Here is an 18,486-nt window from a genome sequence, read left to right as displayed (position 1 = left end):
GTTAGAGCGTTAACATTTTCGATACTGTTATGAAAATCTTCCTTATTGGGATGCCCGGCTCTGGTAAAACTACATCTGGAAGAAAACTATCAGAGGCACTACAATTAGAATTTGTAGATCTCGATGAAGAAATATGTAAAACGGAAGGACAAACAATTCCGGATATATTTCGCTTGAGGGGAGAAGATTACTTTAGACAGGTAGAATCAGAGGTGTTAAGGGGGGTTGCGTCGAAGAATGGGGCTCGTGTAATTGCTACCGGGGGAGGAGCACCCTGTTTCCACGATGGGATAGACATCATAAACAACGCAGGAACATCTATCTTCCTTGATGTGCCAATTTCTGTGTTACTGCAAAGAGTAAAGTATAAAACGGGGCGTCCGCTTTTAGATGCTAATCTTGAAGAAGCTGAAAAGAAACTAAGTCAACTATACCAAGCACGTCTTCCAATTTACAATAAAGCAAAAATCCGGATTCAGAACCCGGATTTGAATGTACTGCTTGCGAAAATTAAAAATACAATAATAAAATAGGATACTAGAAGATAAATCCAAACGTTAACATGCCCGTCGTTGTCTTTATCGTTTGGTCTGATATAGGCCCTGATCCGTCAGAAAATGTATAAGGTTGATAAAGCGTGTCACCTTGTCTGTTAACGAGGGCAAAGTCTATGTAAAACTCTTTCTTTCTTATTCCAAATCCGCCACTTATTGTTCTAATATTGTTTGAGCTGTCAATATAATCTTTGTAGGTGTTGCCTTGTACTCCGTATCCTGCTCTTAATCTAAAAATAGAAAATCGATATTCAGCGCCAAACCTGTAATTTAAGGAAGACGTATAAACAGCTTTGATATCGTCGTTTTCTGAAGCATAAGAAATACCACGGGTGTCAGCTCTGTATTTTGTATTACCAGGATTTGTCATTTCAACATCTCCAGTTATAAAACCATATTTCGAGATTAGTGCTATACCTGCGCTTAATCTCGAAGGAACTGTTAACCTGTATTCTGAAGTAACTATATCTGTGAAGATTGGATCATTTGAATTATCTCCTAAAATTTCACTTCCATCTCCATAGTAGTCGAAATTATTCCAGATTGAGCTCATTGAAGCATCATAGTTTTGTGACATGCTGTAAACTGTTGGTGTAGTATATGATACTCCGATTTGAAGAAAATCAACAGGTCTTGCAATTGCACCTAAAGTAGCATTAATACCAGTGCCTTTGATGTCTAGATTCTCAACTAGATTAAGATACTCAAGCGTGTCAGAGTTAAAAGATTCCTGGAAATTTCTTTCTGATTGGTAGCGGATTGTAGTTATTCCTACACCACCTCCGATAAAAAACTTATCATGAAAGTTGGCACCGTAGGAGATACTCCATTGATTTGAAGCACCTTTTACTTCGGTTTCTTCCAGCTGCTCCGGATATCCCGCATCTGTAAAGTACTCATTTGCCGGGCCTGGGGGATTAAGTATAGATTTCGAGCCGATCAGGTAATTAAAATAGGCCAAGCCGGTAGGTGTATTATAATTTAGAGCTCCTTCATCAAATTGGTCGGTATTACGTCCATTTGCCTGATCAATAAAATAATCAATGATTGAGTTGTTTGCATTGAAACCACCAATACGTATCGAACGATTGTAATCGTTCCTTCTTGAAAAGCTTACACCAACAGCACCTCCCAGAAATCCATCCTTTTCGTTACCAAGTTTTCCGACATAACTTATACCTGGAATATTGAATACTGATTTTGATTCAGAATTCTTATTGCCAAGGTAATTGGTATTAGCACTGTGAGAACTTAACGCTGTGCTGAAGGTAAATTCATTCCTATTATACATTCCAAGACCAGCAGGGTTAGAGAGCGCGGAGCTATAATCGCCTCCCAAAGCAATTTGACTTCCTCCTAACGCTTGAATTCTAGCACTTCCTGGAGGCGCAACCTGAGAGAATAAGAACCCTCTTTCAGCATAAGACTGACTATATACATTAAAACCAGAAAGCAATACGGTGACAATCAGGAAATACCTGAGACTTAATTTGCTCATACTTAATTAAAAATACTGCTTAACGAAAAATTGAAGATCTAATCCCGGCCACGCGTTCTTCCGTTACTTCCCGAACCGGAAGTAGAACCATGAGAACGAGTAGCGCCGCCATAGTTACTATTAGATGGTGAAGAGTATGTTGAATTATTACTTCTTCCTCCCCATGAATTATTACTATCGCTATTACCCCAAGACCTCGAACGATTGTTTTGAGTATTGGTTCTTGAATCCATCCAAGGGCTTTCATTAGATGATGAAGCGGGAGCGGTAGAATTTCGCCAACTGCGGTTGTAATATGCCTCCTGGCTTTTTACCCTACCAGAAGAGTTACTTCTGCTATCACTAATATTCGCATTGTTGCGGCTTCGGGAATTGGAAGAGTGGTCGTTAATAACTCCTGTGCCTCTTGAAGGAGCTTTGCCGTATACTGTTCTTCTTCCGCCACCTTCTCCGTTATTTACAACGATAACAGTAGGACGATTCCAGTACCCATAATAAGGAGAGCGCCAGTACGATCCATAAGCTGGTCCCCACATGTTCCATGGGTCAGCCCAGTAATTTCCCCAACCGTAGTTCATGCCCCAACCCATCATCCCACCAGAGTAAAAACCGATAGACGTAGACCACCCTGAACGGCCATGATAAGGACTATAAAATCCACTTCCCCAAGGGCTTCCCCAGGAATCATAGTAACCGTAACCGTAGTAAGGGCTATTAAAAGTACTCATTGCAGGAGACCAATAGGCAGTGTTGTACCAAGGGCTGTTATACCAGTTATTATAACTGTTCTGCCAATTGTTCAACTGGTTTTTGGTGTTGTACTGATAGTTGTTTACAAAGTAATCCTCGTCATCTTCCTTCGCAGTTTCTGACTGTGAACGTGAAGTATATTCAGGATTTACATTTCTTGCTGAATAACTATCTGTAGGATTGGATTCCTCTTCTTCCTCCTCGTAGTCCTTGCTCACTTTTCTCTTCGGCTCCTCGTTAGAGGCAGTCAACGAGTTTAGTTTTGCACGGTCCTTGGAGTTAAAATACATATCGTCATATTCAACGTCTTGTGCTATTGCACTAGCGCCAAATATGAATGACGATAAAATGGAAAGTATTAATATATTGAATTTCATAAAACCTTGATTGCTATTCTATAAACGTTAAATATCCGAAAAGTATTCTCTAAATCCAGAAAAATTAATCGGCTTTCTGGTAATTCTTCACCTTAAGGTAACAGTTATTAGAATACTGTTAGAAATAGATCAAAAACTTCTGCCAACACCTTTCTTCAGGATTAAAGCCGGAAGGTCAACTTCCTGCTTTCTACTTTTGCTTAGCCTTTTTGCCTTGCACTTTCCCTCCTATATTTGCCACCGAAACAAACATAAGTACGCAATAATTATACCAGTATGGGCAAAGAGATTCCAAGCCGAAGTGAAGACTATTCGTTGTGGTACAATGAATTAGTAAAGAAAGCTGACCTCGCAGAGCATTCAGATGTAAGGGGATGTATGGTGATTAAGCCATATGGCTACAGCATCTGGGAAAAAATGCAACAGGCGCTTGATAAGATGTTTAAAGATACCGGTCACTCCAATGCCTACTTCCCGTTATTCGTACCGAAAAGTTTGTTCGAGGCAGAGGAAAAAAATGCTGAGGGTTTCGCCAAGGAGTGCGCAATTGTTACCCACTATCGTCTAAAAACTGATCCTAACAATAAAGGCAAATTAATTGTCGATCCGGAGGCAAGGCTTGAAGAAGAACTGGTGGTACGTCCTACCAGCGAAGCTATTATCTGGAACACATACAAAAAGTGGATTCAATCTTACCGCGATCTGCCAATTCTCGTTAACCAATGGGCGAACGTAGTAAGGTGGGAGATGCGCACAAGATTGTTTTTACGAACAGCAGAGTTCCTTTGGCAGGAAGGCCATACAGCACATGCTACTGCTGATGACGCAGTACGTGAAACAGTGCAGATGCTTGACGTGTATGCCGACTTTGCCGAAAACTTTATGGCGTTGCCAGTAGTAAAAGGAAGAAAATCTGAGGGAGAGAGATTTCCTGGAGCTATTGATACGTATTGTATTGAAGCGATGATGCAGGATGGTAAAGCCCTGCAGGCGGGGACTTCTCACTTTTTAGGGCAGAATTTCGCAAAGGCTTTCAATGTTCAATTTACTTCCAAGGAAGGAAAGCTCGAGCATGTTTGGGGCACGTCGTGGGGAGTTAGCACGCGGCTTATGGGCGCTTTGATTATGGCACATTCTGACGATGATGGACTTGTTTTACCACCTAAGCTGGCGCCAATTCACGTTGTTATTGTACCAATTTTTAAAACAGAAGAAGAATTCAAGAAGATCACAGATAAAGTCACTGAGATTTCTTCCGCATTAAGAAAGCAAGGATATGCCGTGAAGTACGATAGCCGTGATACACATAAACCAGGTTTTAAATTTGCGGAATGGGAGTTGAAAGGTGTACCTGTGCGCCTTGCCATTGGCCCACGCGATCTTGAGAACGGAACAGTTGAGGTTGCGCGAAGAGATACGAAAGAAAAGAAGGTGATGAAAATGGATGAGATCAATACTGCCATCCCGGCACTTTTAGACGACATTCAGAACAACATTTACCAGAAAGCTCTTTCATACAGAAACAACATGACTACCGAGGTAAACTCATATGATGAGATGAAAAAATTGCTTGACGAGAAGGGGGGATTCATTTCAGCGCATTGGGATGGAACAATGGAAACTGAAGCTGCTATCAAAGAGGAAACTAAAGCTACAATTCGTTGTATACCTTTAGATGCTAAAGAAGAAGAAGGTAAATGCATCTATACTGGTAAACTTTCAAAACGAAGAGTGCTTTTTGCGAGAGCTTATTAATTCTTGTGAAGGATATAAAATAATAAATAGCCCTTTTAGAGAGGGCTATTTATTCTTCATCCCTTCTCACCGCATTTAACATTTTAATAGAATCTTTCCGAAAGCTTTTCCTGATTCGACATATCGATGTGCTTCAGCGGCATCCGGTAATAGAAACGTTTTTGCTACAATTGGCTTTATTTTACCTGTTGTTGCTAGATTAAATAGATACTCCATTGTCTTTGCAAGTTCATTATGTGGTATTGACGATAAACTCACACATGAAATTGTCAGTGAGTTTTGGAAGTTTATAAACAGATTTGATGCAAAGGAATCACTTGGCAGTCCTGCAACAGCACCATTGAGAATATACTTGCCGTTAGGCTTCAGCTTTTTAATAAATAGTTCTGCGTCCGGGCCGGCAACAGGATCAATTACAACATCAAAGTTTTCTGACAGCTCATTTACATCTGTAAATAAATTTGTAATCGCTAAGTTCTTTAATTGCTTCTGCTTGTCAGCAGAGGATGAAATGGCAGATACCCGAGCACCTTTTTGTATTGCAAGTTGAGCGCTTAAAGATCCAATTCCTCCTCCTGCACCTCTAACCAATACTTCCTTTCCTGAAACGCTACCTGCCCGTTGAAGGGAAAACTCAGCTACCATTGAATTAACCCCAAGTGCTACAGCATCTGAAAAGGTAAGCCCAGCAGGAATAACAGACAAAGAGGTAACATTTGCTACTACCTCTTCGGCATAACCTCCAACATGAGTAAGTGCAAACACCCTTTGGTTCAGCCAAACAGGCTCTACATTTTCTCCGATTTTTATCACGGTTCCCGCGACTTCAACACCAGGGATGAAACCCGGATTCGGAAAGGCTAGAAATCCTTTTCTCGCCAATACATCAACAAATCCTACTCCTGCTACTTCTACGTCAATAACCACCTGGCCATTGCCAGCTTCTAATTGTGGCATCTCTGCTATTACAAGTTCTTCAGCACTTCCAAAGGAAGCTACCTTAATTGCTTTCATCAATCTTAAATATTAATTGTTTCTTTTAAAACTGGGTGAAATGAATGCACTACCAAATGTTAAGCGCTCTCATTATCATCCATTATGAAACAAAACTATTTACAACATTGCAATCATACGCTATTACTTACCTCGAGGAAACTGGTTACCACTTTAATACTACCTTTGAATTGGATTTATATTTGTCTGTTAAGGTTATTTTACATGGAAAAGAAATTAGGGTCGGCGGCTATCAATGAATGCAGTTATAACCTTTTGGCCATTCAAGACACCCTGGAAATTTTATCAGGAAAATGGAAAGTACCGCTTATTTGTATTCTCCGATTACAAAAGAAGTTGTGTTTCAATGATCTTCTACGTGAGGTACCTGGTATTTCTGCAAAAGTGCTTGCGAAAGAACTGCGTGAGCTGGAGAGCAACGATCTTGTAGCAAGAACCATCCTGGATACAAAACCTGCAATGGTAGAATACCGACTCACTGAGTATGGTAATACATTAGAAAAGGTAATTTTTGAAATGCTTGACTGGGGGCTTTCTCATAGAAAAAAAGTAACAGGAAAGGATCCATTGAACACTTCCTCCTCTGAGTACGTACTTCAACTTAGAAAGGATTTACCTGCACTGTGATGTCAAGCAGAATTATGCATATAATCATACTCGTTTAGCCTGCTAATAACCATTTTGTTTAATAGACGTTTGATTAACAGAAAAATAGCCAGCAGGAACCCTAAAACATAATATTGGGCACTGTACAAGAATTCGCTATCTTTGTAATCCTCCTATGCTTATGTGGACACTTATCATCTCATTATTACTAATAGGTCTGGCCCTGGTTGTTATTGAATTGATATTCATTCCGGGTTCAACTATCGTGGGCGTTCTGGGTGCACTTTTCGCTGTATTCGCTATTGTTATCTCATATAAGTCTTTCGGCAGAGAGACTGGTTTTACGGTTTTACTTGTTTCAGCGACAGCAACGCTGGCAACCTTAATATATAGTTTTAAAACAGGGGTGTGGTCTAAGCTGTCATTAAAAACAGTTATTGACAGCAAGGTAAATGAAGGATTTAACGAGGCGTTGAAAGTCGGCGATATTGGTAAAGCGCTTTCTACCCTGAGGCCTATTGGAAAAGCTGAATTTGACACAAAGCAATATGAAGTGAAAACTTCAGGAGAATATATTGAAAGCGGTGTCATTATTCGGATCAAAGAAATATATCCTAATCAAATTATTGTAGAACCTCTTATTTAAACCTTACACTATGCCTATTGAAGGAGCAACTTTACTATTCTTAGTACTCGCAGGTATTGTCCTGTTTTTTATTTTCCTATACTTCGTCCCGGTAAATTTGTGGATTACAGCCATCTTTTCCGGGGTACGGGTTGGTCTTTTCGACCTGGTATTTATGCGAATCAGAAAAGTACCGCCCCGGGTTGTAGTAGATTCTCTGATCACAGCAACTAAAGCAGGTCTTCAGATATCATCCAACGAGTTAGAAACACACTACCTTGCCGGTGGTAATGTTCCAAATGTAATTCGCGCGCTTATTTCCGCAGATAAAGCAAACATCAATTTAAGTTTTAAGCAGGCTACTGCTATTGATCTTGCTGGTCGCGATGTATTTCAGGCCGTACAGATTTCTGTTAATCCTAAAGTTATTACAACACCCAAAGTTGCAGCCGTTGCAGCTGATGGTATTCAGCTCATTGCAGTAGCACGCGTAACTGTAAGAGCAAGTATTGCTCAGCTGGTAGGTGGTGCCGGCGAAGATACAATCTTAGCGCGCGTAGGGGAAGGTATCGTGTCCTCTATTGGTTCTGCCAAATCTCACAAAGAGGTGTTGGAAAGCCCTGATAAAATATCAAAGCTTGTATTATCACGGGGACTAGATGCAGGAACAGCGTTTGAAATTCTTTCAATTGATATTGCTGACGTAGATGTAGGAGCAAACATTGGCGCGAAGCTTCAAATAGATCAGGCAAGTGCCGATTTAAAAGTTGCTGAAGCAAGAGCAGAAGAAAGAAGAGCAATGGCGGTAGCGTTAGAACAGGAGATGAAAGCAAAAGCACAGGAAGCTCGGGCAAAAGTTATTGAAGCAGAAGCGGAGGTACCGAAGGCTCTTTCAGATGCTTTCCGATCTGGTAACCTTGGCGTTATGGATTATTACAAAATGCAGAACGTACAGGCTGATACAGGTATGAGACAGGCTATTGCCGGCTCGGGCCAGCCAAACATGCCTAAAAAGGAAGGATAGTATAATTCGCAACTAACTTTAATGGCTTTATGTACAGATTTGGAACTGTATGTAAAGCCATTATTTTTTTAAACCCTCGAGCAGATCTATGGAGGAGCTCTAAGGCACGTAATTAGAATAAGCAGGTGCGAAAGTGAATAAGAAAACCAGGATGCGAAATTTAGTGTGGCTGATAGACATGGGCTATGTGACGAAGGCAAGCAAGGGTCGTGGAAAAATAGATTATATAGAAACAAAGAAGTTCCTTGAGAAAAGATACGGTATGACATGTCTCCCGATAATTTTTAACAGTGTGGATAATTATGGTGTTGATTTCGGACTGAACCAGTTTTATTACACCGTGAAAAAGGCTGGTTTTATGGTTAACCTTTATCAAATGGAAGGCGGGGCCCAAAAGCAGGTGGATGTTGCTATTGGTGCACATCTTGTTTATTATGCCATGAAGCAGTATGACATTGTTCTCTCTTCAGGGGATGTTGATTTTGTGCCTGCTATTGATGTGTCGCGCAAAGACAATGATCAACTCTCAATAGTCTTACTTACCTTTAATTTTGGCGTAAGCCCAATATTGTCAGAACTTGCCTCTGAACACATCCTTATAGATGAACATCCGGAAATATTAAGATCATAATAGAAGTCTTAAAATATTGTATTATAGGGAGCATTCAACTTCAAATGGAAACTACCATTCATACCTACAAACTTAAACCAGGTCTTTTTATTGCTGAGAAGGAGCTTGTTATTACGCCTGAGTTTATTGAGTATAAAAACAGCAACAACTCTTCAGTTAAAATAGGTAAGTCTTCTTTTAAAGATGTAAAATATCTTGGTGACTGGATTGCGTTATACAGGTTCAACCTTGGCTACAATTACAGGATAGAAATTAAGTATGAAGATGATAAGGTGCTGCCTATTTCCTTTGTGGGATATTCTAATTACAAAAAGGTTGGAACAACATATACCGATATCAGTAAATGGATTGGTAAATATTTTCTCTCAGATATTATTCACGCCAGATTGAGTGAAGTTAGCAATAAGGGAGGGATGCAAATAAATGACCTCGTAATAAAGAATGAAGGCCTGGAATGGCAAAACACGCTGCAACTACTTCCGTGGCAGCAAGTAGGCCTGCAAGAGTATCATCAATACTTTGTTGTGTTTAATAAAAGTAACAGCAACGAGTATCGAAGATTTAGTTTTGTTGAGTGGAATTCCGAAATTCTCTTTAATGTTCTTAAAGCCCTCGCAGAATAGCAGAAGCGTTGTAATGAAACCAGGATTATTATTTAATTCTTTAAATAATAATCCTGTAAATATCATTATTTTTTAGAATGGAAGATCATCTTCCGATTGGCTACTTAAGTCTTCAGATGGTGGCACATAGTCCGCAGAGTAATCCGGAGCCTGATCTTCTCTTGCACCCTCTACTTCTATTTTCCATGCTTTTACATCAGTATACCAGCGTGAATTATACTCACGGCTTTCAACATCAAAATCAATCTTCAACATGTTGCCTGGTTTCAGTTTTTTTGCATCAATCTTATCTCCCCACACTGAAACACATATCTTCTTAGGGAATTTATCCCCTGTTTCTACAATAATATCCTGCTTTTTCCATTCGCCGTTTTTGCCATTACCGGTTTGGAGTGGAAGTAGCTGGACAAGTTTTGCGGTTATTTGCATTTCTTTACGTTTCTGTTCCATTAGCCTGCAAATTTAGAAAAGCGTTTGATTTTTGTTTAACAATCTATCAAGGTGATTTAAAAACGCATCAAATGAGATTATTTCGTGTTTGCAACATCCAGTTTGAAAACGGAATTTCCCCTACAATACCGGGGTACCATTTCGAAATGCCGCCTATCGTTGTCGCTACCTTCCGCCTTCCTTCTCCCTTTCATCTGCCTACCTTCATCCTTCTGTCGTTCTTCTGCGATCCTTGTATCAACTTTGATAAAAAGGCCTTTTTAATGAAGGAACAGTGAATTTACAGTGAATTATCACAGAACCAATACTGATGTCAGATGGATGGTAGTTGGGTAGCAGACCGGAATGCATAGGGGAGAATAGAGGATTTTAATTTTTGATCAGGGTTTGTGTATCAAAAAAGACCTTTTGGTAAAACCAATATTTTTTGGTGTGTCCGCTTATTGAAATTAAGAAAAAAGCTCCGGGTAGATATAACACCCGGAGCCTCAGCAATAATGTTCTTTACAGGGCAATAGGAAGCCTTAGAAACGCCTACTTGGCGTACACTGCATCTCTAAACTTCTTATGCAATGTATTATCGAAAGGTAATACCTGTACAAATAGCACGGCAGTAAGCTCGTTTACAGGATCCACCCAAAATAATGTGCTGGCAGCGCCATCCCAAAAAAATTCTCCTATAGCGCCTTTGTTTTCTTTTTCTGAAGCAGGTTCACGAAGGCGAACGGCAAAGTCGATACCAAAGCCTACCTGGCCCTTGGATGGAAGCCACATCCTTTTTGTAATGCTATCTGCAAGATGGTTTGTGGCCATCAGTTTAACTGTTTCTGGTTTTAGAATGGTTGTTCCATCAAAACTACCTTCATGTACGAGCATTTGGGCAAACCGCATGTAATCGTCAACACTTGAAGTTAAGCCGTAGCCACCTGGCTTTAAAGGCCATTCCTTACCATTAAAGGCATTTGCTTCTTCATCTGGAATTCTTTGAAGCGTATCTTTAGCAACCAGTCGATACATGGCCGCAAGTGCTTCTTTGTCTTTATTAGTAGGCACATAACGTGTTCGGGTCATTTTCAAAGGATCAAGTATGTTCTCTCTGACATACTGATCAAACGGTTTCCCTGATAGTTTTTCTACAAGACGTGCCTGAACATCAACAGAAATACCATAAGCCCATTGTTCTCCAGGGTGAAAGGCCAAGGGAAGCTTGGCTAATTTTTTTGTCATCGCATCTAGTGTATTCTCTTTGTTCATTACATCAGCTTCCTGAACCATCTTACCCAACAAGGAATCTTGCTGGCTGGCAAACCCTGCTGTATGTCTCGTGATGTCTCTGATGGTAATGCCACGCTTCGCAGGTTCTAATTTTAGTTTTCCTGCCTTGTCTACCCCAGTACATACCTTCATGTCGGTAAATTCGGGAAGGTATTTAGATAAAGGATCATCTAGTTGAAACGCACCTTGTTCGTATAACTGCATCAGTGCAGTACCCGTTACAGGCTTTGTCATAGAATAGATCCTTACAATTGTATTTCGGTCCATTGCTTTCTTAGCCTCGCGATCAGCAAAACCAAAGGCATTAAAATATACCTCTTTATCTTTTTCAAATATTAATGCTGAAATTCCCGCAACATATCCTGAATCTACATGACTCTTCAATGTCGAGTCTATACGGTCCTTAACCTTTTGCGTAACTAACAGGGAGTCGTCTTCGGTATTGTTCTTTTTCTCAGCAGAATTACATGCCACAAGACATAGTAAAGCCAGAATTACATATATGTTTTTCATTTGAACATTTGGGTTGATGTGTTGAAAATAAAAGGAAAGCAGATAAGTTCAAATGAATTGCCAGGACTAAATAGCGATATTATCAGGGAAGATTTATTTAAGTGATGATCGGTTAACTATTGGCTCTTCCTAACCTACAGTAGAATCATTCCCATAACTTCATTAAAAAATAAGAGGCAACGAATTGCTTCGCTGCCCTCTTTATAATTTGAAAAGGTTATTGACTATTCCTTTACAATTTTTTCTTTACTGATGGATTTATTCAATCTTTCAATTTGGACGATGTGTATACCTGGCTTTAGTGATTGAACTGAGATTGTACTTCCTGGTCTTTCTATCACAATTACCTCTTTGCCTTGTATGTCGAAGATTCTTATTTGTTTTATTTGCTCATAGTCCTTGATAAAGAGTTGGTCTTTAACCGGATTTGGTGACAATGCAAATAAACGCTCCTGTGTTTCAGGATTAACCTCTACAGCTGCGCCACGTGCAGAAAGAGCAGCGATATTTGCACCATTAGAGATCGTAAAATAATTAATGTTAAAGCCACCACTTGATGTAGCAATACCAATTGAATAAGCGCCTGCCGGTAATGTTACATTATGAGAAACATTAGCCCATGTTTGCCATGATCCTGTGTTAGGAATTGTGACAGAACCGAGTTGTGTTGCACCAGCATCTTTTTCGAGTCGTAAGTTTGTGTTTGCGTTTGGACTAGCCACCCTGTAAGTTACGGTGTATGTACCTGCAGTCGGAATGTTTACATCATAGGCCATCCAATCGCCAGCTTCAATCCATCCTACATTAAGATTACCTCCTGATGGATCTTGCGTTGTTTCAGTTTGAACACCAGACATGGATATCCAATTCTCTGCTTCCATTCTTGTAGAAAATGAAGATGTGTTTTGTGCTACTCTTATTGAGGTAGCTCTATCATTCCAACCTGGGCCAACTAAACAAGAATTGTCACTTGTAATCACCAGCGAGGTACCAGTAAAGTTGTCGTTATCGTAAAGCGTTACTTTGTAACCTGGTGTTACACGAAGAGAAGAGATGTCGTTATTTAAAATTCCCCTTGAGTTTAATGCAGCGAGGTTATAATCGCCTACCGGGAGTGCTACTGCTGAACCGGTGTAATTACAGTCTTTATAAGTAGTGGTTACACCGGTTGGATTACTGCTAAGACCAACAAATCCGCCAATGGTAATTGTAGCCCTGAGAGGAGATGAAGCATTGATGGTAGATGATTTATCGAACACATCGTCATAAGCAAAAGCATAAGTTAAGCCATCGAGGCTAACATCGGGCTGATGCCAGAATTTACAGTACCAATTGTAAGGATTGTTAACGTAGTATTTTGAGGCTGTAGCAAAATCCTGAGTGGCGCCGACCGGTAGGTTAAGATCAATAGCATGGCGGTTGATGGCAGCACAAATTTGTGATTGAACAACTTTGTCCCATTCACCACCTTCTGCGAGTGCACCACTTCCTTCCATCGCTTCAACTGAAGTAGGCTTACGGTTTATTCTTGCTACCTGTCCATCAGACGTTCTTGTAAACGCAAAAACTGAACCTGATACACGTCCTCTCCATGTGCCGGCATCGCCAGAGTTAAAGATGAGGTCTCCGGTAGAGTACTTCGACCATATTTGATCGATATACGATGTGAAGTAGTTGCCTTGTGCACCACCAGGCTGGAAGGCCGGAGTTTTGGAAGGGAAGTGAATGATTCCTTTAGCAGCATCATAACATCCTGCAAATGCTGCCGGTGCAGATGATTGCCATTGGGAGAGTATTTGAGCATGTGTTTTAAATTCACCTACTTTTTTATAGAATCCGCCGTTGCCCCATACTTCCAACCCCATTGGATATTGGTAAGAATCTACACGCGTTGTGTTTGCCCACAGTCCGTTATCAGCGTTGGATAGCTCAATGACTTCAAACCGTATACCTTGATTGGGATCGTTAGGGTTAGCAAGGTTAGGTGCGGCATAACCTTGTGTTGTACTAAAGAAATAGAGATAGAGTTGTGAATTAAAGGAGATCAGAACTCTGCAACCCGTAATGCCAGGGAAGTTAATTACTTTGTTAGGTATTTCACTTAATCGCGCGAAGCAATTTGCGTACCTTCCGTTTAATCCAGGGCCACCATCACCATTGTAGATCGGGCCCTGTACTGTGTTATCAGAACTTTGCATAGGTTTAACGGCACCGGTGCGCGTATCAATCCACACATGGTTACCGTTTTGTTTACCTACAACAGCTACATATATGTTTGCATCGGTATAAGCTGAATTATTATAAAGTGTGAATGGTACAACAGGTTGGCTCCATGCAACGATAGTTGTAAGAGCCAACGCGAGAACCATTGTAATTTTCTGGCTCCTTAAAAAAGCCCGATAGTACGTAAATTTAGTTTTCATATTTATTGAAGTTGGTTTAAGTGTTTCTAGTGCTATGCGAAACCTGTTCTGAGCCGATACATCCTCTCTATTTCGAGTAGCTGATTGCTCAGAGACTATAGTTCAATGATTATTATATAGCTGCTTAGCCAGTAAAGATTGACTGAGTCTGAACAGTGTAACTGGCAATTTTTCCGATCCTGGTGGGCAGCCTGACTCTAGCTTTGTCCTTCCTCCGTCGTAGCTTCGTCGTCAGTATATCCTTGCCCTATGCGGTGTTCCCAGAGAGAATTTTGATGGCGTGATAACAAAAATTTAGCGTAGGAAAGCTTGGTAAGTACCCCAGAGAAATGGTAAATATTGGATTCATAAATAATGGTAAAATATTTAGTTTGCCAGGGTGGTTTAAACACAGGAAAGATCTTATCAAACGATTGAAATGTCAATAAAAGGAGGTTTTATGGACTACATCAATACTACATCAGAGAGTTCATCAAAAATACATCAGTGCGATCTGAGATGTTCAAGAGGTTGGTTTTAGCGGCAATTCTATAAAATAAATAATGTTTAAACGTATAGACAGCAGAAGGAGTATCATTATTTTCTGTCGCTCAGACTATCTCGCAGCTAATTTCTCGTGACGCGATAGATTCAGAGAATCTTGGGTAGGAGGACAATAAAATAAAGGCTTTGTGCAACACAAAGCCTTCCTGTTTAAAACAATAATGTTTGGCTGAAGAGGGATGTCTTAGAAAAAACAGAGATTTGATGAATAACTCAGAGTGTAGGCCTAATACACTTTAATTGCCGTTCTTGGCGTTCTGATCTTCCCTCCCGCAGTGTCTACCTTTATCAATTCGTATTTGTAGGTTAAAGCTGCAATCAAGTAGATGTCATCTTACGGGTTCTCTTAATATGGTTTTAAGTTTATCAGGTGGTGTTTTTCTGAAATCGCTTAAATAGATTTCATGATGCAATCCATTTTTTAAGAGCTGGTGTTTGTTAGAGAAATCCTGGATAAGCTGAAGTGTTTCCGGCTCTCTATGGAAAGGTCCGACATGCAGTATTTGAATACATTTTCCTTCGTGTAAATTAAGGAGATGCACATTTTCGGCTTCTTCTATTTTCTTCTTTTCAACTACCTGTAGTGCGGCATTTATAATGGTTCGATTGTTCACATAATCAGGCATTCTGATTAACAGTTGGTATTGCCATTCGCTTCTTGGTATTGCTTTGGGAGTTTCGGATATAGTAGTGTTGTTGGATAATGATTCATCAAACCGCCAGAGACCTTCCAACTTAGGCACGACGAAATCTTTTCCTTTTGATTTATATATAAACTTTATTGTATAAGCAGTGGCGTAAAGTGCTTGTATTTTTGAGATGAATTCTGCTTCAGAAGGATCTCCCTTTCCTTTGATGGAAAGGAATTGTGCTGGTTCGATTTCAACAATTTCCGGTTTTGTTTTTGCGTGATAATAGCTTTTGAACTTCTTGGTTAAATCGAGTTTATCCATACCATATGTTTAAGAATAATCGAAGTTCAGAAACAAAGATGTCAACCGTATGTCAGCAGTACTAAGACTATTACATACTGAGTTGAAAAATAGATCATTGTGACTAGTTAAATTTAAAGTCAAAGAGGAACGTACTGCATGTAAGTTCCTTTTGGTAGTCGGATAAAGCAAGGTAGAAGTTAACTTCTATAACGCGAAATGAACGCCTCCTGAATACCCAATGTACATTTTATGATCGCGATTCTTGCTATTGTTTGCATCATGCCAGAAGTAGTGATCAATAAGTTTGCGACCTTCATTGGTATTTGTGTTTGCGTAGTTTAATGAAGGTCCTGCAAATATTTGTACCCTATTGCCAAGTTTTATAGAGGGCATAACGTTTAAAGAAACCTTCATGAAATCTCCTCTTTTAAAATTCTCAAGAATGGTAGTGGTAGCTTCTGTCTTAAGTTGAAAATTCTGATAATTGAGCAGATTAGCACCAATACCATATTGCAATACGAGTGCGTCTTCATCGTATTCAAAATTATAACCAACACCAATGATTCCATATAATGTCTTGCTTCCGGAGCGGAAAGCCAATGTAGTATTAGAGATCTCATCAGTAGTTACCCCAATGTATTTTTCTCCATTCTTAACAATGTTAATAATACCTATGGGATGTTCACTGCTATCAGCAATGTTTATAAATGCAATTTGTGATCCTCTTACATTTTTAGCGATATTAATAAAACCAGCAAGTTGCGTTCCTTTAACATCGTGCGCCTTATTCATAAATCCCGCGCCCTGGAAACCAGTCATTCGTTTAGCGAGATTTAAGAACCCAGACATTTGTGCACCTCTTATGTTTCCATCGGAGATGTTGCTAAAACCTGCGGCCTGAAACCCATCAGCGTTGTGATAAAGATTAAGGAAGCCTGCAGCTTTAAAGCCTTCGGCGCTGCCGCCAATAATATTTAGAAATCCAGCGGACTGAAAACCGGTAGCGTTGCCTCCAATTTTATTTAAGAAGCCTGCGGTTTGAAAGCCAGAGGCATCTTCTCTTATAATATTTGCAAAGCCCGATGCTGTAAAACCTTTTTCGGCTTTGGATAATCCAGCAAAAGCGTGTATAGAGAATACGTTGGTATATTGCGTTGAGCTCATACCCTGAACACTCACAGGATAGAAAAGTCCAATATTAACACCACGTTCTTTCTCCTGTGAAAAGGAATAAATTGAACAGATGCATAGAATAATTACAATGTATATTCTATAGAGTAGCTTAGTTTTAAAAGCGGTAGTCATAATCATTTGTATTTGTTTTTGCTTATGACAAGCCACTTTGCGTTTACCCCTATTTAGAATATAATTTTTTTAAATATTTGAAGGATGCTGTGGTTATCTATGCTGCCGGGTATATGGCTCACTTTCTTGATACGGCTTTATAGATGGTTGATTTGAGCTTATTATAATTGTCGAGTTGGCTTCGCGTAAATTCAAAAGTTCTACCGTCTGCTAGGTGTAACCTGAAAGAATCACGAGGTGAAGATGATTCAACTCCTTCTTTTCTATTCTTTTTATCAGCGATGAATTCTTTTACTTCAGAAAAACTAAATTCGTTTTTATGCTTCTTAAATACGTAAGAGATAATAATACCTTTTTCAGTAACAATTACCGACTTCATTGCTGAGAATATGGTTATCAAAGCAAAGGGAATAAACAACATCAACAGAAACGCGGACCATAGAAATGGTGACGCGAGTTGAATGCCAGTATTGTTAATGGAAAGAATAGTAAACCATATTATCAGCGCTATTACTACAATTAGCCCTATAATATTAGAGATAAAGAATTCTCTTCTTGTTTTGGCAGTTAACAACTTTTTCATAACCGTTTATAAATAAAGCAATCGCAATATATTGCACAGCAGTTAACAATCTTAACAGCGCATGTATAATAAAATTGTAATGCTCTGTTATTATCTGGGGCTGTAGAATATCTTTGCTGCCGTAGTAAGCTTAATATCTTATATGGAAGATCTACGTTCCTCTCTTATTTTGTACGCTTACAATATTCTTGGTTCTTACGAAGAATCTAAAGATGTTGTACAGGATGCACTGCTCAAAATGATGCAGATGAATCATGAAGAGGTGCGCGATGAAAGGTTGTATCTTATTCGCATGGTGATAAATAAAGCCATTGACCAAAAACGGAAACAACAACGCGAGCGTAGTCACTACCCTGGGCAATGGCTTCCGGAGCCAGTTGCTACAGATGACCCGGAGACAAGTGTTTTCAGAAAAGAAGTGCTTTCGTATTCACTCATGGTTTTACTTGAGAAGCTTGATACCAAGCAGCGCGCTGTATTTATCCTGAAAGAAGCTTTCGACTACGACCACGAAGAAATCGCAGAAGTACTCGGCATCAGCGTTGAGAACTCACGAAAGATTTTGAGTCGTGCACGAAGTGAACTTAAAACCTCTTCCGTTCCAAGAAACGCCAAGCAACAACTCACATCCATTCAACGATATATGTCAGCATTGCAGAATGGTGATATGAAAGAACTTGAACAACTGCTTGCAACAGAGATTACGGTAGTATCGGATGGGGGAGGAAAAGCAACTGCATTTATAAATCCGATACGAGGTGTAAAGGCGGTGAGGAGTTTGCTTGTTGGATTATATAAAAAAGCCTTTAATAAGGCTTTTACCGAATTACGTTGGCTAAACAACCAACCTGCTCTTTTTTACTACCACGAAGGGGACTTGGTTGCAATACAAATATTCTCGCTTTACGAGCAACAGTTTGAAAACATCTTTTATATACGCAATCCAGATAAGATGATCAATTTGAAAAAAGATTAGCAATTTTTGTCACGTTCTTTCCAGGT

The 18,486-nt window shown here is 39.7% G+C and carries 17 protein-coding genes; 8 read left to right on the top strand and 9 right to left on the bottom strand.

Annotated elements, in window-relative coordinates; translation table 11 throughout:
- Nucleotides 1–29: 29 nt before the first annotated feature.
- The gene (locus KK060_RS13625) at nt 30–533 is read left to right on the top strand and encodes a shikimate kinase (RefSeq protein ID WP_254154296.1); all 504 of its coding nucleotides are present in this window, start codon (nt 30–32) and stop codon (nt 531–533) included.
- A 4-nt stretch (nt 534–537) separates the two neighbouring features.
- Here the strand turns inward: KK060_RS13625 and KK060_RS13620 are convergent, their stop codons facing one another.
- Together KK060_RS13620 and KK060_RS13615 are read right to left on the bottom strand one after the other, a co-directional pair.
- Nucleotides 538–2,052, bottom strand: a complete 1,515-nt coding sequence (locus tag KK060_RS13620) for an OmpP1/FadL family transporter (protein ID WP_254154295.1) — start codon at nt 2,050–2,052, stop codon at nt 538–540.
- Between the two features lie 38 nt (nt 2,053–2,090).
- Nucleotides 2,091–3,179 carry a hypothetical protein gene (locus KK060_RS13615; RefSeq protein WP_254154294.1) on the bottom strand — a complete coding sequence of 363 codons (1,089 nt, stop codon included), beginning with the start codon at nt 3,177–3,179 and terminating at the stop codon, nt 2,091–2,093.
- A 276-nt stretch (nt 3,180–3,455) separates the two neighbouring features.
- Here KK060_RS13615 and proS point away from each other — a divergent pair, with 276 nt between their 5' ends.
- Complete coding sequence (gene proS, locus KK060_RS13610; protein WP_254154293.1) at nt 3,456–4,934, top strand: proline--tRNA ligase; 1,479 nt, start codon at nt 3,456–3,458, stop codon at nt 4,932–4,934.
- 75 nt (nt 4,935–5,009) lie between these two features.
- On the opposite strand, the gene KK060_RS13605 is transcribed toward proS, so the two are convergent.
- A complete protein-coding gene (locus tag KK060_RS13605) occupies nt 5,010–5,948 on the bottom strand; it encodes a quinone oxidoreductase family protein (protein ID WP_254154292.1) in 939 nt (312 codons plus the stop codon).
- A 204-nt stretch (nt 5,949–6,152) separates the two neighbouring features.
- Here KK060_RS13605 and KK060_RS13600 point away from each other — a divergent pair, with 204 nt between their 5' ends.
- From KK060_RS13600 to KK060_RS13580, 5 genes are all read left to right on the top strand, one after another.
- Complete coding sequence (locus tag KK060_RS13600) at nt 6,153–6,575, top strand: winged helix-turn-helix transcriptional regulator (RefSeq protein WP_254154291.1); 423 nt, start codon at nt 6,153–6,155, stop codon at nt 6,573–6,575.
- 160 nt (nt 6,576–6,735) lie between these two features.
- Nucleotides 6,736–7,200 (top strand): NfeD family protein, encoded by a 465-nt coding sequence (locus tag KK060_RS13595; RefSeq protein ID WP_254154290.1) that lies wholly within the window; start codon nt 6,736–6,738, stop codon nt 7,198–7,200.
- A gap of 10 nt (nt 7,201–7,210) precedes the next feature.
- On the top strand, nt 7,211–8,203 hold the full coding sequence (floA, locus tag KK060_RS13590; protein WP_302180076.1) for a flotillin-like protein FloA: 993 nt from the start codon (nt 7,211–7,213) through the stop codon (nt 8,201–8,203).
- Between the two features lie 151 nt (nt 8,204–8,354).
- Complete coding sequence (locus KK060_RS13585) at nt 8,355–8,834, top strand: NYN domain-containing protein (protein ID WP_254154289.1); 480 nt, start codon at nt 8,355–8,357, stop codon at nt 8,832–8,834.
- Nucleotides 8,835–8,878: 44 nt separating this feature from the next.
- Complete coding sequence (locus tag KK060_RS13580; protein ID WP_254154288.1) at nt 8,879–9,457, top strand: hypothetical protein; 579 nt, start codon at nt 8,879–8,881, stop codon at nt 9,455–9,457.
- Between the two features lie 72 nt (nt 9,458–9,529).
- Here KK060_RS13580 and KK060_RS13575 read toward each other — a convergent pair whose 3' ends face one another.
- From KK060_RS13575 to KK060_RS13550, 6 genes are all read right to left on the bottom strand, one after another.
- A complete protein-coding gene (locus KK060_RS13575; protein ID WP_254154287.1) occupies nt 9,530–9,907 on the bottom strand; it encodes a DUF3127 domain-containing protein in 378 nt (125 codons plus the stop codon).
- A gap of 534 nt (nt 9,908–10,441) precedes the next feature.
- On the bottom strand, nt 10,442–11,695 hold the full coding sequence (locus KK060_RS13570; RefSeq protein WP_254154286.1) for a serine hydrolase domain-containing protein: 1,254 nt from the start codon (nt 11,693–11,695) through the stop codon (nt 10,442–10,444).
- A 224-nt stretch (nt 11,696–11,919) separates the two neighbouring features.
- Complete coding sequence (locus KK060_RS13565; RefSeq protein ID WP_254154285.1) at nt 11,920–14,118, bottom strand: beta-1,3-glucanase family protein; 2,199 nt, start codon at nt 14,116–14,118, stop codon at nt 11,920–11,922.
- A gap of 872 nt (nt 14,119–14,990) precedes the next feature.
- On the bottom strand, nt 14,991–15,614 hold the full coding sequence (locus KK060_RS13560; protein WP_254154284.1) for a GyrI-like domain-containing protein: 624 nt from the start codon (nt 15,612–15,614) through the stop codon (nt 14,991–14,993).
- 186 nt (nt 15,615–15,800) lie between these two features.
- Entirely contained in the window at nt 15,801–16,901 is a 1,101-nt protein-coding gene (locus tag KK060_RS13555) for a hypothetical protein (RefSeq protein WP_254154283.1), read from the bottom strand.
- A gap of 118 nt (nt 16,902–17,019) precedes the next feature.
- Nucleotides 17,020–17,484, bottom strand: a complete 465-nt coding sequence (locus KK060_RS13550) for a hypothetical protein (protein ID WP_254154282.1) — start codon at nt 17,482–17,484, stop codon at nt 17,020–17,022.
- A gap of 142 nt (nt 17,485–17,626) precedes the next feature.
- On the opposite strand from KK060_RS13550, the gene KK060_RS13545 reads away from it, so the two are divergent.
- Nucleotides 17,627–18,460, top strand: coding sequence for a sigma-70 family RNA polymerase sigma factor (locus KK060_RS13545; RefSeq protein ID WP_254154281.1), 834 nt, complete (start codon nt 17,627–17,629; stop codon nt 18,458–18,460).
- The last annotated feature ends 26 nt before the right edge of the window (nt 18,461–18,486 follow it).

It is taken from the genome of Chryseosolibacter indicum, from assembly GCF_018598585.1.
In the GTDB taxonomy this organism is placed as follows: domain Bacteria; phylum Bacteroidota; class Bacteroidia; order Cytophagales; family Cyclobacteriaceae; genus Chryseosolibacter; species Chryseosolibacter indicus.
The sequence above is the reverse complement of the archived record's forward strand: the minus strand, read 5'-3'. Positions and strand labels throughout refer to the sequence as shown.